We start from the raw sequence: 25036 nt of genomic DNA, 5'->3' as shown, positions 1-25036 counted from the left end.
AACTTGCCTGCCCACAATCCTACACGACGTCTCCTAAAATCACGTCCTGCGGCTCCAACAGATCTGTGTTTCAGATGGCGATCTTGCTCATCCTCCTTTTACGGAGCCTGCCAGCAGACCCCGCACCAGATATCGCTGGAGCGCAAAGAACACGAGAACCGGGACGATGATCGTGATGAACGCGGATGCTGCCAGTATCTCCCAGTTTCCTCCCATCGAACCAAGCAGGGCGTTCAGAGCGCCCGTCAGAACTACTTGGTCGCGGCTCGTGCCAAGGAAGACCATGGCGACCAAGAGGTCATTCCACGTCCAGAGAAACTGGAAAATGGCAAACGATGCCAGCGCCGGGAAGGACAGGGGAAGAACGATTTTCATGAAGATCTCAAAGTCACTAGCGCCATCCACGCGGGCGGACTCAATAATCTCCTTTGGCAAGCCCGCGATGTAGTTGCGCAGCAGGTAGATCGCGAGCGGCATCCCGAATGCTGCGTGGGCCAGCCAGATACCCACAAAACTTCGAGACGGCACACCCAACAGAGAGCCGACCTCATTGTAGAGACGAAGAAGGGGAATCAGCGACATTTGCAGCGGCACAACGATCAGCCCCACAACCAGCGCGATGAGGAGCGCACGTCCAGGAAACTCCATCCACGAAAGCGCATAGGCGGCGAACGCAGAAATGAGAATGGGGATGATCGTGGACGGAACTGCGACAGTCAGGGAATTGACAAAAGCTTGCCCAATGCCCTGCGATGTCAGGACGGATTCGTAGTTTTCGGTCGTGAAAACGGGCGGTGTGGCAACGGCCAAGTAAACCCGTCGCCCTCGCTCCCCGTCGAAGGGACCTGTCTTGCTATGGATGTAGGTCCCGTCCTCGTTGATGACGAGCGTCTCCCCCTCGCCGAGATCCGCCGTCTCCCCCGCCTCAAACTCCCTTGGATCGGCAATCCGTATGCCGAACTCGCGGACTTTGCCTTCCACGCCGTCTTCGAACACGTTTCCGGATATGACGTAGTTTGAGCCCTGTTGCTGGGCTGCAGACGGAGCGCCCAGACGAGCCGCCTGCGTCTGCGTAGAGCTTGAGAACGCGGTCCACCACCCCGAGGTGGTAATCTGGTCCCTGTCACGGATCGAGGTGATGAGGATACCGGCTGTCGGGACAAGCCAGAGGATGACGATCAGCAGAACGGAAAGGTGGAGAAGGAGGCGTGGCAGGCCTACACGGCGGATTCCCATTGCCATCGATGCCATGTCAGTGGCCTTCCGTTTCACGATTTGCCTGACGGATGTTCCAGATCATGATCGGAGTGACAGCAGCCATGAGCACGAGCGCTATCACCGCGCTCCGTCCCGAATCTCCCCCGCCACGGAACATCCAGTCGAACATTAAATTGGCAAGGACCATCGTGTCCCACTGGCCGTTCGTCATCGTCAGCACGATGTCGAAGACCTTCAGCACCAGGATCGTGATCGTCGTCCACACTACGGCGATCGTTCCCCAGATCTGCGGCACCATGATCTTCCAGAAGATCTGCCACCCGTTCGCGCCGTCGATGACGGCCGCCTCGATCGTCTCCTCAGGTATCCCGCGCAATGCCGCAGACAGGATGACCATGGCAAATCCCGTCTGAATCCAGATCAGGATCACCATGAGAAAGAAGTTGTTCCAGAACGGTAGCGCAATCCAGACCTGCGGATCGCCGCCGAAGAACTGGACGATCGCGTTGAGGAGGCCGATCTGGGTCTCGTTGCCGCCTCGATACTCGTAGATGAATTTCCAGATCACGGAGGCGCCGACGAAGGAGATGGCCATCGGCATGAAGATCAGGCTCTTTGCGATATTGCCCCACCAGATCCTGTCGGTCAGTACCGCGATGACAAGGCCGAAGAAGGTGCAGACTGCCGGCACGACCGCGAGCCAAAGGAGATTGTTGAAGATGGATTGCCGGAACCCGGCGTCGTAGAACGCCCAGCGATAGTTGGCGAGGCCGACAAAATTCGCCCCCGACCTGTCGTAGAAGGACAGGATGAAGGTCGCGATGACTGGGTAAATAAGATAAACCCCAAGCAGCATCAGTGCCGGACCGAGGAATAGCCACGGACGAACCAGGCTCCTTCGGTTAAGGTTGCGAGATGCCACCTGTATGTTGCTGTCCGAAACAGGGAAAATGACCTGGAGGAGCTTGTCCGACAACCAGTAGTACAACGCACAGGCGAATACGCCAGCGACCACCACGCCGATGGCCGATATCATCTGCGATGCCATGTGGTCCCCTCCTCAGCCCCGCACCCGTTTCTGCTTTTGTTGCTTGAACGCAAACGGGCCGCCAGCACCGACGGCCCGCGAATTGTTCAGTTCAAGCCATCCCATGCGCGCTGGATATCGGCCGCGACAGCCTCGGCTTCTTTGCCGCCGACATAATCAATCATGCCGGTCCAGAAGGCTCCGGCACCGATCTTGCCGGGCATGAGGTCGGATGCGTCGAAACGGAAGGTAGTGGCTGTGGTGAGGATTTCACCCTGACGCTTCAGCGGATCATTGGCATAGGCATCGACGTTCACGCCCTTGTAGGGCGTAAGAAAGGCAGCTTGAGCCATCCAGACTTCATGAGCAATCGGCGTCTTCAGGAACTCTATGAATGCCTGTGCTGCGGGTGAATCCTTTGTAATGGCCACCAACGTTCCTGCACCCAGCACCGGCGTACCGAGTTCAGGCTTGGATGCGTAAGTGGGCATGTAGAAGAAGTCCGCATCCGCACCAACCTCCGTCCCCTCGGGAAAGAATGAGGGAATGAAGGATGCCTGGTGGTGGAGATAGCACTTCGGCGGAATGTCGAAGAGCCCCTTTGGGCTGTCCCGGAAGTCGGTGGAGGTTACTGCTGCTACCCCGCCGCTGACATAGTCGTCATTCTTTGCGAATTTACCGAATTCTTCGATCGCGCCGACGACAGCCGGGTCATCGAACTTGATCTCATTGGAAACCCACTTGTCGTAGTTGTCCGGTGACTGAGTGCGTAGCATCATGTCCTCCACCCAGTCCGTGGCAGGCCAACCGGTCGCGCCGCCTGAGCCAAGACCTATGCACCAGGGGGTGCCGCCATCTTCCACGATCTGATCGCTGAGCTGGATCAGCTCCTCCATCGTCTTCGGGATCTCGTAGCCGGCTTCCTCGAAGTTTTCCGGCACATACCAAACGAGCGACTTGAGGTCCGCCTTGTAGGGAAAGGCGTAGAAGTGCTCGCTGCCGTCCTGGCCCTCATAGGTCCCGTAGCCGACCCAGCTTTCGCCGGCACCGTAGTTTTCCTTTACCCACTCTGCATTCTCTTCCCCGAGAGGCGTCAAAAATCCCTTTGAGGCAAGATCGGCGAGAAGTCCGGGTTGAGGAATGATCGCGATATTCGGCGGAGACCCTGCCTGCGTATCGATGACGATCTGCTGCTCATAATTCTCCGAAGATGAGTAGCGACCGTCGACGCCAGTTGCCGCGTTGAAATACGCAAGAACGCTGTTGAAGAGGATTTCATCTTCACCACGCCAAGGGCCAAACAGTGTCAGGCTTTGTCCCTCAAGATCTCCATGGGCCGCTTTGAATTCCTCGAAGCTTTGCCAATTGAAGCGTGCTTCCTCGCCCGGCTCGAACTTCAATTGCTGCGCAGAGACACTTCCTGCGATCAGAGCTGTAACGCCAACGCATCCCCAGAATGTTCTTCTCATGTCGAAACCTCCCACATCTCGTTAGAGAAGCCCGCAACAGCAGTGACTTCCCCCACCTGATGTGAAGTAAGGTGTTCCTTGTTGAGCGAAGGTCAAGACCTCACCGTACGAGGTCTGTGTCGATCAGAGGCTCAAAATATACCGAGGCAACGACTCCAATTGCCCCCTTAGAACGTGGGAGTAGGACGCCCCAGGGCCCGGTGAGCTGCAACTACGGTGTTCGCCATCAACATTGCAATGGTCATGGGTCCGACCCCTCCGGGAACGGGTGTGATCGCCCCGGCCACTTGCGCACACTCCTCAAAGGCGACGTCACCGGTGATTTTCGTTTTCCCCTCCCCTTTCTCCGGCGCAGGGACCCTATTGATGCCGACATCTATTACCGTCGCCCCCGGCTTCACCCATTCCCGTTTCACCATGTGCGGCCGTCCGACAGCGGCGACCAAAATGTCGGCGCCGCGGCAGATTCCGGCGAGATCCTTGCTGCGCGAATGAGCCATGGTAACCGTCGCATTTGCCGACAAGAGGAGCAGCGCCATGGGCTTTCCGAAGAGATTGGAGCGGCCGATGACGACGGCATTCAAGCCGGAAAGATCAGTGCCATGGATCTTGTTGATGAGGATCAGCGCACCTGCTGGAGTGCAGGAAATGAGACCTGAGGCAAGGTCGCCGGTGGCGAGCTTGCCTGCGTTGACAACGCTCAGTCCATCGACATCCTTTTCCGGCACAATCGACTGGATGACCGGCTCCGATTTCAGATGACGCGGCAAAGGTAGTTGTACAAGAATCCCGTGCACCGCGGGGTCGGCGTTCAACGTCGCCACAAGCCGCTCCAGCTCTTCCTGGGTCGTGGTCTCCGGCAGGCTATGCTGAACGGAATTGAAGCCGCATTGCTCCGCCATCTTGCTTTTAGAGTTCACGTACGAGTGACTGGCGGGATCGTCGCCAACGATAACCACCGCGAGACCCGGTCTCAACCCGGTTTCCTGCGCCAGCGTCTTTGCGGCTTTGGTGACCGTATCGATAACCGATCCTGCGGCCAGCTTTCCGTCGATGATGTCCGCCACGCCTATATCCCCTCATCCAGATCAAAGGTCAGGCGAGATTGCCAGAGACAGCCCCGCCCGGACATGCCTTACCGTTGCTCTGCGGACAAGTTCAAGCCTGTTTTCTGGAATAGGATTGGCGGGGAACGCGATGAGCGTTCAGTGTGCGGCTGGCGCCGCCTCTTCGACGGCAACGCCCTGCACGATTTTTGTTGCGGCAACCGGTCGCTTCCCCTCGCGGGCGACATTCGTCCGGATATCCTCCTTTGAGAGGAAGTCCAGCTGTTCCACCAGCACCTCGGCAACCATCCCCTCACCGAGCCGACGGTTGAGATCGTCCTTGAGACGGGTTCGGAAGGTTTCCAACTCGAAGGCTCCTGGATTGCCCAGGTCTATCATCTCGTCGCCCACCAGCAACGTATACAACTGGTCCGTTGTAAACTCCGTCATCGGAAGATCGACGCCCTTGATCTTCTCCTTGTCCATCATGAAGGAGAACCGACCAAGGAAATAGCCTGTGATCACGCCGTCGGAGATCACAGGTATGGTCAGAGATTCTCCGCGGACGAGTTGAAGCGCTTCCTTGCGCGCCGCGTCCTCGTCGACCGGCGGCGGCGGCGCCGACCACTGGACGGACATGTATACGGCGCCAAGCGTGACAAGGCAGACCCAGAGGCCGGTGAGCAGAAGCTTCAGCATCAGTTCTCGCTGTAGAGGAATTGTTCCTGAGTGTACGTCCCGTCGCCGTCAGCTTCACGGGCGGCGTTCTTTAGAAGGTCTGCCACCGCACGCACCGCATGCAGGTGCGCCTCCACGCGCCGTGCGTTCAGCGCCAGCTTGTCTTTCAGCGTGTGCATCTGGTCGATGTGCGTGACCGCCAGCTCCTGGGGGTCGGTGGTGCGAAACAGCATCGTGAGCTCGTAGAGGCAACGACTCTTGTGCGCGTTCGATACCTTAAGATCGAACTGCGGGTCGCTACCGATCCGCTGGTTCTCATTGTCAACGATCATCTCAAGCCGACCAAGCACCGTCTTGATGCGATGATCGTTTGATAAGACTTCCATGCTTCCTGTCCCAGTGCTGTTCATTGTCAGGCCTCAGCTTTCCTTGGCGGCCGAGAGGCCCAGAACCTGTCGTTCAAAATCAGTGATAAGCCTCATCGCCTGGCTGCGATCCTGCTCATCGGTCGTCGCGTTCACAACCTTGCCTTCGCTTCTCGCGAGTGCCTGCGAGTACATCTGTTCGGCAATTCCAATGCCGCCTGTCTTGGACATGCTCTCGGCGATCTGCTCAGCCATCATGCTCTTCCAGAACTCACCGGCAGAGCCTTTGCCGTATACCTGTTCGCTGTCACTCGGCAGCATAGAGCCGATGAAGTTCTGCAGAATGCTAGCCTCGAACTTACGATACTCGTCCGGCATCCCCGCCGTCTGCTGGCCCTCCACCGCATTGGCCAGGCCTGCCTTGGTTGCAGGCTGCGAGATGATGTCGACCGCGGCACCAAATCCTGCGCCTGCCTCAGCCAGGCTGGTGGCAGCGAAAGCCGCCTTGTTCGCCTTCAGTTTGGCCTGAGCAGCCTGCACATCTGCAGGGTCTGCCGCCCTTATCACGTCAAGGACAAGGTCACTTGGAGGTGAGATCGCCACGTCAGTTCCTTTCGCAATGGAGGCAGCACGGCAGCCAAACTGGCTGCAGCGCCACAACAACATCTTGATCTGATGCGTATTTCCGCCTTCGCTCTACGAGCAGCGGTCATACCGTGGATAAGACTATGACCTCTGAAGCTTGCTGGAGGCTGGCGCGGAGAATGTGATTTCGAGAAGATCATAAATCGCCTCGTCGGCGGCTTCGCGATCTTCAAGATCCCGCGCCTCCTTCATGTGCTCTTCCAGGCGCTCCGCCTTTGTGCGCTCCTTGAGCACCTTGTTCTCCTGGATCTGCTGCACGCTTTCGAGTTGTTGCTCCTTGAGCGTCAACCGCCCGAACCGCTCGGCATAATGCTGCGAGAACTGCCGATGCACGGGCTCCATGGATCCAATGGCATCGATCACCACCTCCATTGACTGCGCAACCTCGGCGCGGTGGCGTGCCGTCGCAGCCAGCTCGCTTTCCGCCATCTGCTCCAAATGGCGCTGAACAGCCACAAGACGCTTTAATTTTTGAGAGCGGGCCTGCTCCGCCATGGCAACCTCAGAAGGACAGGAAGACAGTCGCAAACCCGTCAGCAAACTGACGAATAAATGCGGCAATCGACAGATAAAGAAGGAACATCCCCCCTGCAATCAGGAAGGGGGTCGAGATGAAGAAGACCGGAATCTGCGGTGCAAGCTTGTTGATGAGGCCGATGCCGACATTGAACATCAGTCCATAGATCAAGAAGGGGCTAGCGAGACGCAGCATGAGATCTGTCGTTGCTCGCAGCGTATCGGTCAACGTGATCAACATCTTCTGCGAGTCGATAACGTCGCCCAGTGGTGTCGCAGCATATGACTCGACCAGCGCGCGGAAAACCACATGATGGAAATCGAGCATAAACAGCATCAGGAGAGCGCTGAAGCTCAGCAGGTTGGTGAGCTGGTTCTCGGACGTATCCTCCAGAACGTCCATGCCGCCCGGCGCGCTGAACCCCACCGACATGGTCAGGATCGCCCCAGCATACTGCATTCCGAGCGTATAAAGGCGCGCAATCAGGCCATAAACAACGCCGATGGCCGTCTCGCTGAAGACCAATCCGACATAGAGCGGACCAGGCGACGAGGCGCGTGGGTAGATCACGTCCCAAAGCAGCGGCAAGACCGCAATGGAAACGGCCACCGCTACCAGCAGCCGCACGTTTGTTGGTACTCGCGCACTGCCGAAACCGGGCAGCACCATGATGCACCCCCCCATGCGGCAGAACGCTAGGAACAGCGCGAGAATAGTCCCTTGCGGGTCGAGAAGCATCAGCACGATCCCTTACGGGTCGGTCATCACGAGATGGCGCCCAAAATTTTGATCTCGAGACCCTTGGCAAGCTCCACGTGGGAAAGGACTGGAAGCGTGGCAAACAACCGCTCGATGATCATGCGGACATAGGAGCGGGTTTCGGGCGAGGTTACAAGAACGAAGGGCAGTCCCTTGTCCATGAATTCACGGATAACTTTCGTTGCCTGCTCACTGAACTCTTCAAGGCTGCGCGGGTCGATGTCAAACTCGACGACTTCACCCTTTGCGTCGCGTTTGAGCGCCTGGTGGAAGATCATGTCCCACTTGGTGCCGAGACGAAGCACGCGCAGCACCCCATTGTCGGCGAGGTCGCCGCAAAGCTGCTGCGACATGCGGATTCGCACGTGCTCCACAATCTGCTCCGTCTTGCGGACATGTGGCGCAAGCTCAGCGACCGCTTCGAGGATGAGGTGCAGGTTGCGAATAGAGACGCGCTCGGCGAGCAGCAGCTTGAGCACGGCCTGCAGGCCGGAATAGGACATGTGCGAGGAGCAAATCTCGTCCGCCAGCTTCTTATATTCTGGATCCAGCCGGTCGATGAGGATCTTGACGTCCTTGTAGGACAGCAACTGCGGCAGGTTGTTGCGGATGACCTCCGACAGATGCGTCAGGACGACAGAGACGTTGTCGATCGGATGGAAGCCCTCACGCTTCAGGTCCTCAGCGAAAGTCTCAAGGATCGACACCGCCGGCATGCCGAAAGCCGGCTCCCGTATCTCGTCGCCAGGGATGCTCGGCTTGCGCCCTGCCCCCGTGACGACGAGCACGTCGCCCACACGCAGCGTATTGGATGCGATCGTCGTACCATGGACGCGGATCTGATAGGATTTCTCCTGGATCATGATGTCGTCCGTCACCTTGATCTCGGGAACGACGAAGCCGTACTGTGACGCGAATTTCTTGCGCATTTTTCCGACGCGGAAGGCAAGTTCCTGATGTGCTCCAAGCAGACGGGTTGAAACCTGCTTCCCAAGCGCCAACTCGATCTCCGCCGTCCGAAGCGCACTCTTGACGGAGTCCTTCTCCGCTTCCTTGGTCTGGACGACCTTCTTTTCCTCGTCCTCGCGGCGCACCTGGTTCTCGGCCTCTAGCCGACGCGGAATGATCCAGGCACCGAAACCCATGACCGTACCGAGGGCAAGGAAGGGCAGCAGCGGCAGGCCCGGGACGAGGGCCAGTACGGCCATTAGCCCTGCCGACATGAACAGCGCACGGGGATAACCGCTAAGCTGGTCCAATACAGCCTTGTCGGTGGAACCTGTGGATCCCCCGCGGGAGACGAGGAGACCAGCTGCAAGCGAGACGACCAGTGCGGGCACCTGCGAAACAATGCCATCGCCGACCGAGAGCTTGACGAAGACATCTGCGGCTTCGCCGATTTCCATACCGTAGCGGAAGTAGCCAATGATGATGCCACCAAAGATATTGATCGCGGTGATGATCAAGCCTGCGATGGCATCGCCACGAACGAATTTCGAAGCACCGTCCATGGCGCCGAAGAAGGAGCTTTCCTGCTCAAGTTCGGAGCGGCGGCGCTGCGCCTCTTTCTCGTCGATCATGCCGGCTGACAGATCAGCGTCGATCGACATCTGCTTGCCAGGGATGGCATCGAGGGTAAAGCGAGCGCCGACTTCGGCAATACGCGTGGCACCCTTCGTGATAACGATGAAGTTGACCGTCACAAGAATCATGAAGACGATCACGCCGATGACGAAGTCACCGGACATGACGAGGCTTGCAAACCCTGCAATGACGCCGCCGGCGGCGTCGTGTCCCTCGTTACCATTGGACAGGATAACGCGCGTCGTCGCGATGTTGAGTGACAGCCTGACCATCGTCGAGATCAGCAGGATCGTCGGGAACGACGAAAAGTCGAGTGGCCGCTGGATCCACAGCGACACCATCAGGATCAGCACGGAGAAGGCGATCGAGAAGGCCAGCCCCATGTCGATCAGGAAAGTCGGGATCGGCAGGAACAGGACGCACAGGATGGCGATGATACCGGCGGCAAAGCCGATGTCCCGCCCGTTAGGGGCGACCTTGGGTAATACGAGTGCAGGTGGTTGCGCCATGGTACATCCGTCTCTTCATGAGATGGGGCAGACAAATCTGCCATTTCACCCCCTGCATAGAACGGCAAGCTTGCGCGAGGGTGGGCTCCGGGCGGCTAGAAGCCCGACTGCACCCTGGAAAAAACCAGTGTTGCGAAGAGATTGATCTGCGCGCCGATGAAGGGCGCCGTCACCCCGATCGCCACCATGATGGCGACGATCTTGGGGACGAAGGTGAGGGTCATTTCCTGCACCTGCGTCAGTGCCTGCAGAAGGGCGATACCCACGCCCACGACCATGGCGGTGAGGACGGCGGGACCTGATGCCACGAGGATGGTCCAGATCGCCGCCTGCATAATATCCAGGGCGTCGGCTTCGTTCATGTCGCCTGCTCCGGTCCGAATCATTCGGACCTTGGTAATGTTCAGGTGTTTGTACCGCCGGAAGAGTCTTCCGTCGAGCCACCGGCGGCGTCGCCCGCCGTCGTATCCTTAGCCGGCGTTTTTGCGGTGATTTCCGTGTCGGAGATCACAACACCAGCCTGCAGCAGGACCTTCTCGTTCTTGTCCGTGATAGCGATGACGCCATCCGAATAGACCTCGACTTCCTTGATCTTGCCCATGACTTTGTCGTCGGCGCTCTGGACATACTTGCCGACAAGATCGCCGGCTCGCGTCAGCGCCTCAGCCTGCAGCATGCTGCGCAGGTGTGAATTGGTCTGGATCGTCTGCTCGACCTGAGAAAACGAAGCCAGCTGTGACATCTGCTCGCTGGCATCCATCGGATCGGTCGGATCCTGATTCTTCATCTGAGCGATAAGGAGTCGCAGGAAGCTGTCATAGTTCAGCCCGGCCTTATCTGCGTCCTTGGTGGTGGCAGCAGCGTTCGCCCACGGATTGGAGGCCGCGGTGGATACGGGATCTACCGCCATGGAGCGATCTCCTTGCGGATCTGCTCGATCGTCGCCGGCGTCATCTCCTGATTGTTCAGGATTCGATCCTCGGTCGGGTACAGCCCGCGGATGGCCTTAAGCGCATCGAAGGCTCTTCCGGAGGCAACCATGCCATCGATCCGCTTCAGCTCCGCGAGGATCTCCTCGTTCTGGAAGCAGTTGAGCAGCATGCTCACCGACTTGCGGAAGAGCGCCAGAGATTGATCCTTCCCTTCCGGATTGATCAGCATCATCTGCGCTATGAAATAGAGCTGGCGGAGCGGCGTCGTCGCATCCTCCGGCTGCAGAACATGGTTCTCGAGCAGGAACGTCACGTCGTTGAGAAACTCGAGTGCCACCTTGCGGTCGACGCGCAGCACTGCGCCGTTGATAAAGATTCGCTCGCCGGACTTCAGCGAGATGCGCAACGTACTTTTCATTTAAGTCCATCCCTGATGATGGTGGTGACGTCGATGATGCCCTGGAAATTGTTGGACTGCCGCTTCCTGATCCGCTCGCACTCCTTCAGAACCCAGATGGCGATCGAGATGAGGTTTGCGCGCAGCTCTGCGCCAAGCTCGTTTTCTGGCTGCTTCAGATCTTCGATGAAGCTGACCCATACCCGCCGCGTGTAATAGACTGCCTCGATCGTCGATCGAGAGTAGCCGCCCTCATTCCTGGCGTTCGTCAGCAGTTCGATCGATCTATCCAGCGCCTGCCGCTCACGGTCCTTGGCGTCAGCGACGCCATCTTCCATGATCTCGGCGTATGAAAACTGGTACATTCATGTATCCTTCATTTTCACGAACGTCCTTCTTCAGCGAAGGAAGTTAACTAGGCTCAGCTGCTGCAGGCGGGATGTAAGCGTGTAGGCCGTCTCTATGAGAGCCTCGAGGCCCTTCACCCTTGTCGAAGCCTCGTAGGCATCGACGGACTCAAGGTCGTTGAGGTGAGTCTCAATGATGTTCTTCTGCGCCTGGAGCGTCTCGTCAGCCTTCTTGACGCGCTCAGCCGAAAGACCCAGCCTCGTGCGCTCCTGATCGATCCCGAGCTTCGCCGTGCCGACGTAACTCATCGCTCTGGCTGCAGCTTCCCTACGCCCTTCGTCCGAAGTCGCTGTGTTGATGAACATCTCCGAAACGAAGGCAGTGAACATGAAGTCACGCATCCCCTTCGTGTTCGCGCTCGTAGATGTGTCGAGGACTTCAGACTGGCTGACCCGGCTTTTCATGCTGGTGTCTGATGCGTTGGAAACAAACGTGGACCAGAAGTCCGCTCCGGCCACCGCAGGGGGAACTGGCGTCAACGCTTCGGTCCCAGCGAAGATGTTCTCCATCTTCGTAAGGAAGGCAGCGCTTTGCGCCGTGGTCATCTGATCCTTGGTGACAGGCGGAACCTGTGCGGCGAGGAAGATGTCGAGCTCGCGATCGAGCGCCTGGCGAGCAGCAGAATCGGCTTCCGAAACATCTTCGAGAGGCTTCACATCGGAGTTGATGCCGGCGAAGAGGTACTCCCCATTCACTGAGGTATTTGCAAAGCCGACAACGGTCTCCAAGGCCGTTTGAATGGATGTCTGGAAGGTCGAAATCATCGTCGCGTCTTTGCTGTCGCCGAGCGTGATGAGCGCGTTCATGACATCCTGGCTCCGGTCCGACATCTTCGAAAGCGCTTCTTCCGAGGATTCAAGCCGCTGCGTTGCCAGCGAGTTGGTGGTCAGCATGGACTTGATGCGCAGCACGTCACGCGTCAGGTCCAGGCTCCGAGCCGTCGTCGCACCAAGCGCGACGCCCACATCCGCATGTCGACCGGTCGTCACCTCCTGCTGGGCCGCGACCATGTCCTTCTGCGCCTTCGCCACGGCATAGCGCATTGTCGTCTGGACACTTAATGATGAAATGAAAGATGTTTTCATCGTTTATCTCGCTGCATCCAGCAGGGCCTGCATCATCGTGTCGACCGTCGACATGAGCTTCGCTGCCGCCTTGTAAGACTGCTCGATGTCGAGCAACAGGGCGAGCTCTTCGTCCAAGCTCACGCCGGTCTCGCTTGAATAGGCATCCGTCGCCCGGCTGAGCATCGCCAGCTTGTTTTCACCTGCCGAGGTTGCTGTGCTCCGGCGCATCTCCAACCAGCCCATGGAGTCGGCAGCAAAGGCCTGAAGGGAAAGAGACCCTCCGATTTCCGTCTCCGCATCGAAGGTGATCTTCGTGTCGAAGGCTTGGTCGAGCTTGTTGAGGAGTTCGGAGTAGCCCTTAGCACCCGTCGCATTCTGGACGAAATCAGCACCGTTGATGCCCCCATCCCGAATCCGCTCGGGCTGGCCCGATGGCGGAATAACGGCCGCGTTGACTTTGATGAGGCTGGCCAATCCAGGCTGCACCACCCCGTCAGCAGGCATCGGGGTGAGCGCAGGAGGAACCGGCGCCGGCGAGGGAGTCCACGTGAACAGTCCTGGAGCGAGGATAGGTGCCGCAGGCGGAACAACGGTCTGGTCGCTCTCTGCAAAGGCCACGATCAACCCGCGTGCGACTTCATCGAGCTGGCTCTGGAACAGCGGCGCAACTTCATCGCGGATCTGAAGAAGGGCCTGCAAGGATCCTTTGGCGCTGGTATCCGATCCTATCCCTGCTTTGACGGCCACCCCATCAATGTAAACACCGTTGCCAACCGTCGCGGCTCCATAAGCCACTGTGGGCGTGAAGGTTACGGTGCGAGCAAGGGTCTCAAACAGCACCGTTCCTTCAGAGGTGTAGAGCGCGATGTCCTGGTTTTCGCGCACCACCGAAGTCACGCCAACGATCTCGGAGATCTGTTTCAACAGCGTGTCGCGCTCATCGAGGGCATCGTTCGGATTGCCTCCGACCGCCACCTCCTGCTTCACCTTGTTGTTGGCTGTCTCGAACTGCGACAGAAGTTGGTTCAGCGTATCGACGTTCTGTGCGATCTCATCGTCGGCACGCTTGCGAATCGCCTGAAGCTCGCTAGAGGCAGTATTCAGACCATTGGCGACATCTTGGGCGGTCGAAACAACGGTGGCCCCGAGCGTTGTCTCACCGGGCTTGCTGGCCCACGTTTGAAGGCTGTTGCGCAGGTTCGCGATCAGGTTGGAGGGAGACGTTTCGTAGTCGTTCCCTCCCATCAACGACTTCATTTCCTGCAGGCCGGCCAACAGAACTGCCTGACCGCTATAGATTGATGACGTCTCGATCGTTTGTCGCTGCAGCGCTTGGTTCTGCGAACGGTTGATTGCGACGACCTGAGCCCCGTTGCCACCTGTCGTCAACACCGCCGAACGCCGCACGTAGTTGGGGCTCTGAGCGTTGGAGATGTTCTTCGACACGACGCCGGTCTGGACACCGGTATTGCTGAGGATGGATTGTGCCGTAGAAAGTGCTGACGAAAGGGTCATATTGACTGCCTCTGGGAACTAATACCCGTTACCTTTTCAGGTTGACGAGAACTTCCATAAGTTCGGAACCGGTCTGAAAGACCTTGGAGTTGGCGGTGTAGTTGCGCTGCGACTCGATCATTGAGGTCAGCTCTTCGGCGATGTCGACATTGGAGTCCTCAAGCGCACCCGAAAGGATGGTGCCGTAGCTGCCGTTGCCGGCATAACCCATGACGATGACGCCGGAGTCGTTGCTCTGGGTGTAAACATTGCCTGCTAGCGGCTTCAGCTTATCAGGGCTCTGAACGTCAGCCATGGAAATCCTGAACTTTGGTACAAGATCCCCACTTTCATATTTAAGCGCTACTATGCCATCGCTACTGATTTCGTAGCCGATAACTGCGCTTGCGCCACTGCCATTGATGTCGCCCGTTGACGAGAAGGGACTTCCCAGCTGCGTCATTCCAGCGATGTCGATTTCGATTGCGTTGAGCTCTGCGCCTGCGATGGTAAGGGCGCTTGTGGTCACAAGGCCACCAGCAGGGGTAGTCAGCTTACCCGCTGCGTCAAACACCAGCGTGGTCGTCGCAAGCGCTGACTGGGACGTTCCGCTCACCGGATCGGTGTAAGAGGCTGACACGGTCCACGTGTTGTCCGCGGTCTTCTCGTAGGTGAAGTCGAGCTTGCGGCTATTCCCTTGGCTATCATATGCAATGAGTGACGTGGGCTTAGTATATCCCACGACCTCATTTGCCGGGAGGTTCGCGGTAATGTAACCGGCAGAGGAAGGGGTCGTGCTCATCGCCCCGCTCTTCAGATTGATCTCACTCAAGCCTTCAAAGCCATTGATGACGATCGTCGGATCGGCGGTTGAACTATACGGGTAGCCCATCAGCTTGAAACCGGCTGAATTGACGAGACTACCATCTGAGAGCTGCTGGAATGATCCGGCGCGTGTAAGGTAGTTAACCCCATCGGAGCCGTTGACGATAAAGAACCCTCGGCCGCTGATCGCAAGGTCCGTATCTGACGTGGTGTAGCTGAATGTTCCTTGATCTGAAATTGAGTAGCGAACGGCGGTGTTGACGCCGCCCGAGTTGTATGACCCCTGCCCGGACGGCAAGACTAGCGACGAAAACTGCGTCGAAGCCTTTTTGTAGCCTGCGGTGGAGGCATTGGCGATATTGTCGCCCACCGTGCTCAGGCGGTTTGCCTGGGCGTTCATGCCGGACACGCCGGTTCTCATGGTTCCGTAGAGGCTCATAGCAAATCCTCGTTGTAGTTATGTACCGGGAGACTAGGTGGCGGGCCTTGCGTGAGGCTGGCTGATTTCCGCTTCTTGAGGGAGGAGCGGAAATCGAAGAGCTTCAGCTCCAGTCGATGCAGTAGCCGAGGAAGCGCTTCGAATCGACCGGATCAAAGCCGAGCTTCTTGCGCAGCTTCTTGCGCAGCTTGCTGATGTGGCTCTCGACCACGTTCTCTTCGACTTCCTCGTCGAAGATGCCGTAGATCGCGTTGAAGATCTGGGTCTTGGATACGCGTCGGCCGCGATTGGCAACCAAGTACTCCAGGATACGACGTTCACGGCGCGGCAGCGGGAACACGTCGCCGGCAATCTCCGGATCGCGGCCGTCGGAAAAAACTCGGATCTGGCCAACGTCCGTGTAATTCGCAATCGCCTTCAGTCGGCGCCGAATTGCGGCTGCCCTTGCGAGAATTTCGCGAGGGTGGACGGGCTTGCGCACGACGTCGTCCACACCGCTGTCAAAAAGCGCGAGCGTAGCATCCAACGATGGCTGATCGCTGACCGCGATCACGGGGGCCTGCGAGCGGTCGCGGATGGTCCGCGGCAGCTCCAGCATGCAGTCTCCCTGACCGATCAGGAAGGCTTCAACAGCACTGATGTCGCCGTCTGCGGCCGTATTGACCCATTCCGAGAATTCCGCGGGATCAAACCCCGTCGAAGGGATGCCCTCTCGGCCAAAAAGGGAGGTATAGCCATTCTTAACGAGCTCACGCTCATCAACCACTACGATCATCCGTCCGCCTCCGAATCAGTTGTGGTGTTTCGATGGAGCTATGGGTACGAATCGGTGGAATCGGGCACAAGCTGTAGGAAGTTAACCAAACAAATTAATAGTTGATTAACCACGCGCCCACGATTTGCACTACATCTAGTATGCGACGTGAACTTAAGGCACAATTTTCCAGTGGATAATATTAACAGCCCTCCACCGCACAGTTGCCATGCCTGATTCCGGCCGCAAAGCCGCCGCAAAACGCCTGCGAGTCTTGTAGGCTCTGAATGCTACCTTTAGTTGCTGTTCTGGCAAAATTGCTGGGCGCTTGGCGTCCAGTTTCCGTAGCCGGTTGCGACCAGATTTCGGATCACTCGGCACACGTATTTCTGCTGCGCGGGGTCGTTGTTAGGCCCAGCATGATAGCGCGCCACAGCCATTGTCCACGTTTCATGCCGCGCGTGTAGGTTGCTAAGGAACTTCGCCGCGTACTCCACGTTGCGCCTAGGCTCAAACATCTCGGCGGGCGAAGAGAAATGCTCCCCGTGAAAGTAGTGGTTGATCTGCATGCAGCCCACGTCGATCAGTTTGCGCCCTTCGCGCTTCGCAGCGTCGAACTCGGCGAGCGCTTGCGAGCGCGACGGGGGGTAATAGGCCTTGCCTTCGACATTCATCGCGAAGGGGTAGAGGCTGCCTTTACGGCCGGTTTCGGTAAGCCCAACAGAATAAAGTATCCCTTCAGGTACACCATATTTGGCCGCAGCCGCCTGTATCTCCTGCTCACAGGCCCCAGGCGAGGCCATACCCTCAGAGGTAGAGCTGCCCATCACCAGTGCTGCCAGCGCCGCCAGCACCCACTGCCGGCGCGTTGTCCAAAGCTGCATCATCGTCGCCATTCCTGTCATCAGCTACGCCGACAGACCGCTCGCCAGTCTGGTTGCGGTTGGTGCCTTCGCGCTCGCCATGTCCCATCGCCTGTTGCTGGCCCGATTGCGCCCCCTGCTGCCCTTTCTGCGGATCTGATTCCGCGGAGGGGGCAATGCTGATGGTGACCTGATCAACCGTGAATCCCTGTGACCGTAGCGCGTCCAGCATGCCACTACTGTCTTCGCTTAGTTGCCGATGAGCCGCCCGTGTCTCCACCGTAAGCTGAACGTGCAACTGCTCGCCGTTCATCTTAAGCGTAGCCGTCACTGTGCCAAGATCGTGAGGCGTCATCTGCAGCTTCAGCATGTGGACGACTGAGCCTGAGCTGCTTTGGGTGGCAATGTTGGAAAGGCTCGCGTCGGCTTGCATGGCGGCCGTCCAAGCCTGGTCACCCACCATGGCTGCCATCAAGGAAGCGCTGTTGGCGCCAGTCTGAAAGCCTATGAAGCGGCGAGAATCGAGCACGATCACGTTCTCCGCTTGCGGCATGGCAGCTTTAGTGTCCGGAGCACGAAGATCTTGAGATTGAGCCGCCGTGGTCAGCTCGGAGTTCACAGCGCCGCTTTTCGCGTTGATGAAGCGAAAGCTCCGGTCGACGCTGTTGTCCGGGCCTTCGGAACTCGGCATATCAATAGCGTCGGCGGACGCCTTCGGGATGTCGGCGCCAGAGATTGATTTCGCAGCACGCTCGGGGGCAGGATCTGAGGCTTTGCGGCCTTCAGCCGGATTGGCCGCCCGAGCTCCGGCGCCCGTAGCAACCGCGGCAGAAGGGGTCACCAGGATGGTCAGCAACTCGGCAGCATTCTGAGGGGCAGCCGCTTCCTCTTCTCCTCCCTCGGGCGTTTCTTCCGTGGCAGCCGCAATCACCGGCCTCTGCACCTCGTCAGTGGATGGTTCAATGGCCGACGCGCGGCGATGCGTTATGCTTTTTTCAGGCGAAGGAGTCGTGTGTGCAGCCCCGCCTGTTTCAGGGTCCTCTTCCTTCACAAGAGGATCCTCCCCACTCTTCAGACGTGAGCCGGGCAAGCGAGCTCCATCTTTCACAGCACGTTCGGCGTCCTCTGCGGGGGCAGGTGAGGTGGAACGGTCAGCTCTGCCGACGGTATCGCCGGACGTCACTCCACGCTTGGCCTTCGACAGTGCGCTGGAGAACGCCTCCCCCTCAGACTGAGCCTCGGATCGAGCCGCGGCCCGTCCACCAGGCTTCGACGGCGCCTCTTTCGGGGCTGGCTTCGCAAGAACCTCAAGCGTCATGGTCTCACACCTTCTTCCTCCAGAAGATCATCGACAGCACTCAGTTTCGAGCGTCCGGTCTCGACGAAGGTTTTGAATTCGGGATCCAGTTCAACAGCACTGCTCGCAGGGACGATAGATGCGGCCTGAGCAGATCCGGAGAGGTCATTCTCGGACGACACGGAAGGTGTGACCGCGTCTGGTGCTACTGGAATTGTGACCGCTTCAACTTGCCCCAGGCTTTCGCCCGCGGGTCTACGTATCACCTCTTCAGCCACGACCCGTGCCGCTCGGCGTAGCGCCTGATCCCGCGGAGACAACTGATCGTCTGGAATCGCCAATAGCCCATCTGCGACGGCAGCCACGTTAGGTGTCGGAATATTCGCGAGCCCGCTGTAGAGCGTCACCATCGCCTCCGGCGGTTCATTCTCCAGCCCAGACAGCGATGCTGCCTTTGCCGAGGCCAAGCGTGCGAGTTCGCCCACTCCCTTCAGCGCTGCACTTCTGGCAATCCTGAGAAAGACTTCTTTCCGACGGTCCAGGTCCACGAACTCCAGCGTACCATCGAGGTCTTCCTCGCTCACCTGAGGATAGTGTTCGACCACCAACTGCACGAAGAAGTCGGCGAACTGGCTTGCATAAGGGGAATGGACGAACCGTCGCGCGTATTGGCGCGCATAGGCCAAGCCCTTGTCGACCATGTCGGCGTCGGCGGCAATGGCGACCGAGCGCCTGAGGGCTGCCTCTTCCACTATCGTGCCGGGAGCAGACAATCTTGCCATATCATAGAAGGACAGCGCGTCTTTTGGATCTTTCGGAAGCGTGACGTTCCCGCTGACCAGGGCGAGATAAGGGCCTATTCGCTGATCCCGATACTCCTTTGCCATGTCTCCCAAAGACGTAGCGATCAGCGTACCCTTTCCCGCCAGGTACTTTCGGAGGGCATCGGCGACGCGGGTGTCGAAATTTCCTGCGATGTCCCTGCCTACTAGGTACTCAAGGGTTTCCGGATTGCCGCCGCTCATGGCGTATATCAGCGCAGCATCGACGTTACGGGGATCGTCGTAAACGGCAAGGGATGCGGAGCGCAGGCGCTGATCGATCTTGCTCAACATGAAGCGCTGCATCTCGGCGGCGGAATGATCGCCGGCCACGACCGTGTCCTGGACGAATTGCAGTGAACGCAGCATTACGTAAGGTTCAAGAGCTGCATCCTCTTGCGCCGCAAGACCCCCTGCAGAAAAAAGGGCGAGTCCCAAAGCAGCGGTTGAGACAAGGAGCGTTCGCAGATCCGCCAGAACCGTTCTCATCCCTCATCCGCCTGCACGAGGATTTCGATCCGTCGGTTCGCGGCCGCCAAGGGATCATCAACGACCTGCAAACGCCGGTCGGCATAACCAGACACCTGCTTCACACGTGATTCTGCAAGCCCGCCGCGCACCAACATGTAATAGGCGCTGTGCGCTCGTGACATGGAAAGACGCCAGTTGTCGTTCTCGGTTCCCTTGAACTGCCGTCCGTCGGTATGGCCGCGGATGAGAACGCTGCCTTTTCGATCCTTCAGAACCTGGCCAATTCGTTCCATGGCCAGCACCATCTCGCGCCGGGGAACTGCGGAGCCCACATTGAACATCGGATCCGTTGCTTGATCGGAAATCGTTACGAGCAGCCCCCCCTCGGCCGGCGTCACGACCAACCCCTCTGCGAGCTTCCCGGCCACTCCCTGGATCTTTGAGGCTATCTGCTTGCGAAGCTCTTCTGCCACATCCTCCGCTTTCTCAAGATCAATGCTTGGATTCGCAGACGTGGCGTCGGGGAAGTTCTCGGCCGCTTTCCCTGCTTTGGCAGCGTCAGCTGGAGCTACGGGCAAGGAGGTATCATCGCGCGGTTGCGGCGCGGCGATCGCGGCTGCCTGCTCGTCTGCTTCCAACTGTAACTCGGCAGCTTGAACACGCTCGACCTCTCGCTGATCCTCCGCGCTTGTTGCCTGTACCTGCTTCGTCCAGAAGTCCGGATCAAACGGGTCGCGGTAAGCCTCTCCACCATCTGCACCCGTTGAGGGACCTGAATCGGCCGCGCCACCCTCGCCCTTTGCGCTGACGTTCGCCTGCTGGCCGACTTCCTGTGCGATCTCGGCGAGGACCGAATAGGGGTTTTCGAAGTAGTCGGCCTCGGAATAGTTGGTCTCGTCGCCCGAGGTCGAGGTGAGATCTTCGCCAGTTGCTGCCGCCGAGCCGACGGTGTCCTGATCGGCCTTCACTTGCGACCGTTCCCTCTGCTCCTCACCCTCCGCCTGATCTACGGGTTTTTCGATACCTTTTTGCGCAGGCGTTTCGTCAGACAGCTTGATCGGATTGAAGTAGCTGGCCATCGAAGCCTTGGTCTCTTCGTTGGCAGCATTGACCAGCCACATCACAAGAAAGAAAGCCATCATGGCGGTCATGAAGTCCGCATAGGCGATCTTCCAGGCGCCACCATGAGCGCCGTCGTGATCACCACGATGGCGCTTGACGATGATGATCTCGTTTTTGCCGTGGTGGTGGTTTTCGCCTTCGCTCACGCCAGCACCTCCTTGAGGCGCGCGCTCCAGGCGGAGAGGCGAGTGACTAGAGCAGCGTCCCCGAACTCAGCCGTGATATCCAAGTCAACCGCTTCAACGTGACGAAGCACAGTTGCGTGCTCTTGGGATAGGCTCGAGCTCAGTTTCCGGAAGAGGCTCGCGGGGCCACGGATGATCACTGCCCCCGCGTCGCCCTCGATGATCGCAGTTCGCAATAAGTCCGCGAGATCATCGACGGCCTTGGAGACCAGTGCGTCCTCCACAACCGGCGCCAATACCTGCGCTGTCTGATTGCTGACCGCTTCGGCTATAAGGACGGCTGCTTCTCCTAGCTTTCTCTCGACGAGGGAAGCAATCTCGACCTCGTATTTCTCCCGGATAGCAGAGATCTCGTCGGCATGTGCTTTAAGCACCGCCTCCTTTTCCTCTGCCCAAATTCGTCGCGCCTCCGTGAGGCCTGCGTCATAACCCTCAGCACGGGCCTCTGCACGCTCCTCCTCAAGATCGACGGGAACTTCGATTGCCTCCAAGCTGGGGAAGCTCTCGCCAAAGCCGGGATCGCCTTTATCATCGGCGAGGACGAGCGGGAGCGGCGTCGGCTCGCCAAAGTCCTTCAGATAGCGGGCAATTGAGGCGGTCATCGCTTTTCCTGGTCATCAATGTTCGTCCACGCGAAAGACCGCCACTTCAACCAGCGGGCAGCCTCCGCCCCTTACGTGCCGCACGCACTCCGGGGAATGGCTAACACGGTAGGCGATCAAACTTGCGCGAAGGTGAAGATGGCCCCCGCGGCGGCTCTTTCGTCGCCGGAGCGGATTACTGACGAAACAGCGTGAGAATGTTTTCCGCGTTGGTATTGGCGATAGACAAGGACTGAATGCCAAGCTGCTGCTGCGTCTGCAGCGCCTTGAGGCGGGTGGATTCCTCGTTCATCTCAGCGTCCACCAAGCGGCCAATACCCTTGTCAATCACGTCGATGAGCGAAGCGACGAAGTTTTCTTGAAGATCGATGCGGCTCTGAATCGAGCCGAGGCTAGATGCGGCACTGGTCATGGCCAGCAGTTGGCGATCGATGAAGCTCGTCATGACATCCAGGACATCTTCATCCTTGGCAATGGAGCCTGGTACCTTGCCATTGAACGTGACGCCCATCTCGGCCAGTTTGGTGATGTCCAGTGTGACAACGGATGGACCAATCCTTCTCGACGTAAGGTCGTCCGCGACGGTGAAGGCGAAGAAGAAGGTATCGCCGCCATAGCTATGAACCGAAGCCGTTGTTGCTGGAACGGCTGAGGCCGGGTCGGTTGTCGTCAGTTGAGCCCAGGTGTCGGGAGCGACCCTCATGTAGGACGTCGTTCCGTCAGAGAACACATTCGCTGAAGGGTCGGCATCTGCTATCCCCAGGTCGGCTATCTGCTTGTCGGTCAGGAAGGCAACGGGATACTCGGATGTTGTTACGGTCGTCCCATCGTCAATGGTTGCGGTGACCACTGTCTCGCTGGGTCCGAGATAGACCAGATCCTGGTCGAGGATCCCAAGCTTGCCACCACTGGTATCGAAGAGCACGGTGGTGGAGTCCATGATGTAGTCTACGGTCGTGACCGCAACTTCACCTGACGGACCACGCGTAAATGCAGATACCACTTCCTTCACTTGCGCGGTGAGCGTGGCTGGATCGCCACCGTCACTGATCTTTCCCTGGATCCAGTTCTCGCCGGAGAAACTTGCCGATTCCGAGATGCTGTGCAGTTGCTCCTGAAGCTGGGTAATCTCTTCCTGGATCTTCGCGCGGTCGGCACCGACGCCATAGGCCGCCACAATCTTCGATTTGATCTCCTGGACCGTCGCGATGGCACTTTCCATCGCCTCATAGGCAGTGTCCACCTTGGCCGCCCCCAGACCCAAAGCGTCCTGGACGGTGGAAAGCGTGCTGTTATCGGAGCGCATTGTCGTCGCAATGGACCAGTAGGCGGCGTTGTCCTCAGCCGTCTCAACCCGCAGGCCCGAGGACACGCGTGCCTGCGTCGTTTCCATGTCGCGATCAATCTGCCGCAGCGTCTGGAGTGCCGCCATGGCCGCGACGTTGGTGAGAATGCTGGTCATTGAATCGTGCCCCTGCCAGAAATGCGCGATGCCTCGAAAAAGGCCGGCAAAGGGCATGATGCTTTTCCGCCTGTTGCTCCCATCATGGGAGGCGGTCTGCCCTTCGTTAAGAAAGAGTTAACAGGCAGTATCAGCCGAGGCTTGCGCCGAGCAGGTGGAACCGAGGTCCCGGCGATGTGAAGGGGGTTCTGTTGCGTACTGCGAACGCAAAAACCGCGCTCCGGGTGGAGCGCGGTCTTCCATCGTGACTTTCAATCCGCAGGGCGGGACGAAGATGCCCCTAGCCGGGCTCCGCTTACTGGCGGAAGAGAGTCAGGATGTTTTCGGAAGCGGTGTTGGCGATGGACAGCGACTGTATGGCCAACTGCTGCTGGGTCTGCAGCGCCTTCAATCTCGTCGACTCCTCGTTCATGTCGGCGTCGACCAGACGGCCGATACCGGAGTCGATGGAGTCGGTGAGCTTGGAAATGAAGTCCTCCTGCATGCCGATCCGCATGGCGATGGAACCGAGAGCCGACGTGGCGCTGACAATGGCTTCAAGCTGAGTGTCGAGATACTGCACCATGAAGTCCAAAGCATCGGCTTCCGTAGACATGCCTCCCATTTGCGCGGCGACGGCATCGAGATCGGTAATATCGAGGGTGCTGACGGAGAAGCCAAGAGATGCCCCCACCAGTTCGGCTGGTAGTGTCTGATTGGTCTCATTGATGTAGTACGGCACGCCGCCGATCAGGATGCCTTCCGCCGTTGGCTCGCTTAGATCCGTCGGTGCCGGAGCTACGGTGGTCGCATTGACCCACACATCCGTGGTCGGATCCAACTGGATCCATACGTTTGTCGGATCCAAGACTTCCGTGGCAACGCGGCCGCTGATGTTGTAGTTCAGCCCGGAGGCGTTGAGGCTTATCACGTCCGCGCCACTCAGCGCGGTGACCGAGACGGTCTTGTTGGCAATGTCCTCCTGATAGTAGAACACGTTGGCGCCGTTCGCCATGTCCGCGCCCGTTGCGTGATGTGCAGCGCCCAGATCTGCCGGAACAACGTTCGTCGCTACTACCCGGGCCCAAAGTTCGTTGCCGTTGTCGTCTAGCTGGATCACGCCAGTGTCGCTGTAGTAGCGCACGTAGAGGTCGCCCCCCGTGGTCGTAAACGACTCGACGTTATCGGCTACTGGAGCGGTGATCGCCGTCGTGCCGAGCGTTCCACCGGCCGCGGTAAGGTCCGTGATCGTCGCCGTTGAGACCTTGGAGATGGCTACCGGTACATCAGCGAGAGAAACCGTATCCGCCCCTGTGACCGCTTCCCGGTCGAGCAGTCCCATCTGGGTCCCTTGGTCAAAAAGGACCGTCGAACTGTCGAGTGTGTAGTTGACTTTCTTCACGGAGACGCTGCCGTCTTCCGACCGTACGAAGGAACCGACGACACTCTTGACGACGGGGCCGTTGGTCAGGTCTGACTGCAGCCAGTTCTCACCGGAGAAGGATGCCGATTCCGAGATGCTCTTCAGCTGATCCTGAAGCTGGCTGATCTCCTCCTGTATCTTGGATTTGTCGACACCGTCTTCCGTGGCGGCGACAAGCTTTGCCTTGATCTCCTTCATCACTTCGACAACGGTTTCCATGGCCGAGTAGGCCGTGTCCACCTTGGCGGCGCCAAGTCCGAGCGCATCCTGTACAGTTGAAAGTGCAAGGTTGTCGGACCGCATGGTCGTGGCGATGGACCAATATGCGGCGTTGTCGGATGCGGTTCCGACGCGAAGTCCGGACGACACCCGTGCCTGAGTGTCTTCCATCTGCGAGTCGATGCCGCGAAGGGTCTGGAGCGCGGCCATTGCGGCGACGTTGGTGAGAATGCTGGTCATTTGTAGTTGCCCCTGAATTGGCTAGATGAGGGACATCCCGGATGCGCCGGGTACGATGATTTGGCTTAATGCCGTTAACCAGTTCTTCGTCTTGGTTAACCCATCGTTTCGATGGGCCCAGTTAAGGCAGGATTGGTTAACAAAGGTTAAACAGGATTAATCCGTCCTAAGAAAAAGTGAAGATCGTGCCGAAACACGAAAAAGGCCGCCGGTTGCCCG

25 protein-coding genes are annotated in these 25036 nt (G+C 58.4%); all 25 read right to left on the bottom strand.

The window, feature by feature from the left end:
• Positions 1-87: 87 nt before the first annotated feature.
• Complete coding sequence (locus LXM96_RS11985; RefSeq protein ID WP_239998910.1) at positions 88-1242, bottom strand: carbohydrate ABC transporter permease; 1155 nt, start codon at positions 1240-1242, stop codon at positions 88-90.
• A gap of 10 nt (positions 1243-1252) precedes the next feature.
• Positions 1253-2266 carry a carbohydrate ABC transporter permease gene (locus LXM96_RS11980; protein ID WP_239998731.1) on the bottom strand — a complete coding sequence of 338 codons (1014 nt, stop codon included), beginning with the start codon at positions 2264-2266 and terminating at the stop codon, positions 1253-1255.
• Between the two features lie 86 nt (positions 2267-2352).
• A complete protein-coding gene (locus LXM96_RS11975; protein WP_239998730.1) occupies positions 2353-3714 on the bottom strand; it encodes an ABC transporter substrate-binding protein in 1362 nt (453 codons plus the stop codon).
• A gap of 167 nt (positions 3715-3881) precedes the next feature.
• Positions 3882-4781: a bifunctional methylenetetrahydrofolate dehydrogenase/methenyltetrahydrofolate cyclohydrolase FolD gene (folD, locus tag LXM96_RS11970; protein ID WP_239998729.1), complete on the bottom strand. Its 900-nt coding sequence runs from the start codon at positions 4779-4781 to the stop codon at positions 3882-3884.
• A 138-nt stretch (positions 4782-4919) separates the two neighbouring features.
• Positions 4920-5459, bottom strand: coding sequence for a hypothetical protein (locus LXM96_RS11965; protein WP_239998728.1), 540 nt, complete (start codon positions 5457-5459; stop codon positions 4920-4922).
• Positions 5459-5824 (bottom strand): hypothetical protein, encoded by a 366-nt coding sequence (locus LXM96_RS11960; protein WP_239998727.1) that lies wholly within the window; start codon positions 5822-5824, stop codon positions 5459-5461. Before LXM96_RS11960 ends, LXM96_RS11965 begins: the two co-directional genes overlap by 1 nt.
• A 33-nt stretch (positions 5825-5857) precedes the next feature.
• Positions 5858-6406, bottom strand: a complete 549-nt coding sequence (locus tag LXM96_RS11955; protein WP_239998726.1) for a rod-binding protein — start codon at positions 6404-6406, stop codon at positions 5858-5860.
• 123 nt (positions 6407-6529) lie between these two features.
• Positions 6530-6943, bottom strand: a complete 414-nt coding sequence (locus LXM96_RS11950) for a hypothetical protein (protein WP_239998725.1) — start codon at positions 6941-6943, stop codon at positions 6530-6532.
• Positions 6944-6950: 7 nt separating this feature from the next.
• Positions 6951-7703 carry a flagellar biosynthetic protein FliR gene (gene fliR / locus LXM96_RS11945; protein WP_239998724.1) on the bottom strand — a complete coding sequence of 251 codons (753 nt, stop codon included), beginning with the start codon at positions 7701-7703 and terminating at the stop codon, positions 6951-6953.
• A 26-nt stretch (positions 7704-7729) separates the two neighbouring features.
• Complete coding sequence (gene flhA, locus LXM96_RS11940) at positions 7730-9817, bottom strand: flagellar biosynthesis protein FlhA (protein ID WP_239998723.1); 2088 nt, start codon at positions 9815-9817, stop codon at positions 7730-7732.
• Positions 9818-9912: 95 nt separating this feature from the next.
• Positions 9913-10179, bottom strand: coding sequence for a flagellar biosynthesis protein FliQ (gene fliQ / locus LXM96_RS11935; protein ID WP_239998722.1), 267 nt, complete (start codon positions 10177-10179; stop codon positions 9913-9915).
• Between the two features lie 41 nt (positions 10180-10220).
• Positions 10221-10727 carry a flagellar hook assembly protein FlgD gene (gene flgD / locus LXM96_RS11930; protein WP_239998721.1) on the bottom strand — a complete coding sequence of 169 codons (507 nt, stop codon included), beginning with the start codon at positions 10725-10727 and terminating at the stop codon, positions 10221-10223.
• Positions 10718-11167 carry a flagellar biosynthesis repressor FlbT gene (gene flbT, locus LXM96_RS11925; RefSeq protein ID WP_239998720.1) on the bottom strand — a complete coding sequence of 150 codons (450 nt, stop codon included), beginning with the start codon at positions 11165-11167 and terminating at the stop codon, positions 10718-10720. The genes flgD and flbT overlap by 10 nt, the downstream gene beginning before the upstream one ends.
• A complete protein-coding gene (gene flaF / locus LXM96_RS11920; protein ID WP_239998719.1) occupies positions 11164-11511 on the bottom strand; it encodes a flagellar biosynthesis regulator FlaF in 348 nt (115 codons plus the stop codon). Before flaF ends, flbT begins: the two co-directional genes overlap by 4 nt.
• Before the next feature lie 33 nt (positions 11512-11544).
• Positions 11545-12639, bottom strand: a complete 1095-nt coding sequence (locus LXM96_RS11915) for a flagellar hook-associated family protein (RefSeq protein WP_239998718.1) — start codon at positions 12637-12639, stop codon at positions 11545-11547.
• Between the two features lie 3 nt (positions 12640-12642).
• Entirely contained in the window at positions 12643-14136 is a 1494-nt protein-coding gene (gene flgK, locus LXM96_RS11910; RefSeq protein ID WP_239998717.1) for a flagellar hook-associated protein FlgK, read from the bottom strand.
• Between the two features lie 28 nt (positions 14137-14164).
• A complete protein-coding gene (locus LXM96_RS11905) occupies positions 14165-15379 on the bottom strand; it encodes a flagellar hook protein FlgE (protein WP_239998716.1) in 1215 nt (404 codons plus the stop codon).
• Between the two features lie 103 nt (positions 15380-15482).
• Positions 15483-16154 (bottom strand): response regulator transcription factor, encoded by a 672-nt coding sequence (locus LXM96_RS11900; RefSeq protein ID WP_239998715.1) that lies wholly within the window; start codon positions 16152-16154, stop codon positions 15483-15485.
• 275 nt (positions 16155-16429) lie between these two features.
• On the bottom strand, positions 16430-17017 hold the full coding sequence (locus LXM96_RS11895) for a transglycosylase SLT domain-containing protein (protein WP_239998909.1): 588 nt from the start codon (positions 17015-17017) through the stop codon (positions 16430-16432).
• On the bottom strand, positions 16941-18314 hold the full coding sequence (locus LXM96_RS11890; RefSeq protein ID WP_239998714.1) for a flagellar hook-length control protein FliK: 1374 nt from the start codon (positions 18312-18314) through the stop codon (positions 16941-16943). The genes LXM96_RS11895 and LXM96_RS11890 overlap by 77 nt, the downstream gene beginning before the upstream one ends.
• Positions 18311-19591 (bottom strand): chemotaxis protein MotC, encoded by a 1281-nt coding sequence (motC, locus tag LXM96_RS11885; RefSeq protein ID WP_394801948.1) that lies wholly within the window; start codon positions 19589-19591, stop codon positions 18311-18313. The genes LXM96_RS11890 and motC overlap by 4 nt, the downstream gene beginning before the upstream one ends.
• 8 nt (positions 19592-19599) lie before the next feature.
• Positions 19600-20853 carry a MotB family protein gene (locus tag LXM96_RS11880; RefSeq protein WP_239998712.1) on the bottom strand — a complete coding sequence of 418 codons (1254 nt, stop codon included), beginning with the start codon at positions 20851-20853 and terminating at the stop codon, positions 19600-19602.
• Positions 20850-21494 (bottom strand): hypothetical protein, encoded by a 645-nt coding sequence (locus LXM96_RS11875; protein WP_239998711.1) that lies wholly within the window; start codon positions 21492-21494, stop codon positions 20850-20852. Before LXM96_RS11875 ends, LXM96_RS11880 begins: the two co-directional genes overlap by 4 nt.
• A 175-nt stretch (positions 21495-21669) precedes the next feature.
• Complete coding sequence (locus LXM96_RS11870; RefSeq protein WP_239998710.1) at positions 21670-22956, bottom strand: flagellin N-terminal helical domain-containing protein; 1287 nt, start codon at positions 22954-22956, stop codon at positions 21670-21672.
• A 295-nt stretch (positions 22957-23251) separates the two neighbouring features.
• The gene (locus tag LXM96_RS11865; RefSeq protein ID WP_239998709.1) at positions 23252-24817 is read right to left on the bottom strand and encodes a flagellin; all 1566 of its coding nucleotides are present in this window, start codon (positions 24815-24817) and stop codon (positions 23252-23254) included.
• Positions 24818-25036: the final 219 nt, after the last annotated feature.

The sequence above is a fragment of the Rhizobium halophilum genome (genome assembly GCF_021648825.1).
GTDB classification, from domain to species: domain Bacteria; phylum Pseudomonadota; class Alphaproteobacteria; order Rhizobiales; family Rhizobiaceae; genus Neorhizobium; species Neorhizobium halophilum.
Note: the sequence above shows the minus strand (reverse complement) of the source record. Positions and strands in the feature narration are given on the sequence as shown.

Excerpts from the sequence above, each read along its gene's own strand:
- LXM96_RS11985 (WP_239998910.1), bottom strand. The coding sequence starts at position 1,242 with ATGGCAATGGGAATCCGCCGTGTAGGCCTGCCACGCCTCCTTCTCCAC.
- LXM96_RS11980 (WP_239998731.1), bottom strand. The coding sequence starts at position 2,266 with ATGGCATCGCAGATGATATCGGCCATCGGCGTGGTGGTCGCTGGCGTA.
- LXM96_RS11975 (WP_239998730.1), bottom strand. The coding sequence starts at position 3,714 with ATGAGAAGAACATTCTGGGGATGCGTTGGCGTTACAGCTCTGATCGCA.
- LXM96_RS11965 (WP_239998728.1), bottom strand. The coding sequence starts at position 5,459 with ATGCTGAAGCTTCTGCTCACCGGCCTCTGGGTCTGCCTTGTCACGCTT.
- LXM96_RS11960 (WP_239998727.1), bottom strand. The coding sequence starts at position 5,824 with ATGGAAGTCTTATCAAACGATCATCGCATCAAGACGGTGCTTGGTCGG.
- LXM96_RS11950 (WP_239998725.1), bottom strand. The coding sequence starts at position 6,943 with ATGGCGGAGCAGGCCCGCTCTCAAAAATTAAAGCGTCTTGTGGCTGTT.
- fliR (WP_239998724.1), bottom strand. The coding sequence starts at position 7,703 with ATGCTTCTCGACCCGCAAGGGACTATTCTCGCGCTGTTCCTAGCGTTC.
- flhA (WP_239998723.1), bottom strand. The coding sequence starts at position 9,817 with ATGGCGCAACCACCTGCACTCGTATTACCCAAGGTCGCCCCTAACGGG.
- fliQ (WP_239998722.1), bottom strand. The coding sequence starts at position 10,179 with ATGAACGAAGCCGACGCCCTGGATATTATGCAGGCGGCGATCTGGACC.
- flgD (WP_239998721.1), bottom strand. The coding sequence starts at position 10,727 with ATGGCGGTAGATCCCGTATCCACCGCGGCCTCCAATCCGTGGGCGAAC.
- flbT (WP_239998720.1), bottom strand. The coding sequence starts at position 11,167 with ATGAAAAGTACGTTGCGCATCTCGCTGAAGTCCGGCGAGCGAATCTTT.
- flaF (WP_239998719.1), bottom strand. The coding sequence starts at position 11,511 with ATGTACCAGTTTTCATACGCCGAGATCATGGAAGATGGCGTCGCTGAC.
- LXM96_RS11915 (WP_239998718.1), bottom strand. The coding sequence starts at position 12,639 with ATGAAAACATCTTTCATTTCATCATTAAGTGTCCAGACGACAATGCGC.
- flgK (WP_239998717.1), bottom strand. The coding sequence starts at position 14,136 with ATGACCCTTTCGTCAGCACTTTCTACGGCACAATCCATCCTCAGCAAT.
- LXM96_RS11905 (WP_239998716.1), bottom strand. The coding sequence starts at position 15,379 with ATGAGCCTCTACGGAACCATGAGAACCGGCGTGTCCGGCATGAACGCC.
- LXM96_RS11900 (WP_239998715.1), bottom strand. The coding sequence starts at position 16,154 with ATGATCGTAGTGGTTGATGAGCGTGAGCTCGTTAAGAATGGCTATACC.
- LXM96_RS11895 (WP_239998909.1), bottom strand. The coding sequence starts at position 17,017 with ATGCAGCTTTGGACAACGCGCCGGCAGTGGGTGCTGGCGGCGCTGGCA.
- LXM96_RS11890 (WP_239998714.1), bottom strand. The coding sequence starts at position 18,314 with ATGACGCTTGAGGTTCTTGCGAAGCCAGCCCCGAAAGAGGCGCCGTCG.
- LXM96_RS11875 (WP_239998711.1), bottom strand. The coding sequence starts at position 21,494 with ATGACCGCCTCAATTGCCCGCTATCTGAAGGACTTTGGCGAGCCGACG.
- LXM96_RS11870 (WP_239998710.1), bottom strand. The coding sequence starts at position 22,956 with ATGACCAGCATTCTCACCAACGTCGCGGCCATGGCGGCACTCCAGACG.
- LXM96_RS11865 (WP_239998709.1), bottom strand. The coding sequence starts at position 24,817 with ATGACCAGCATTCTCACCAACGTCGCCGCAATGGCCGCGCTCCAGACC.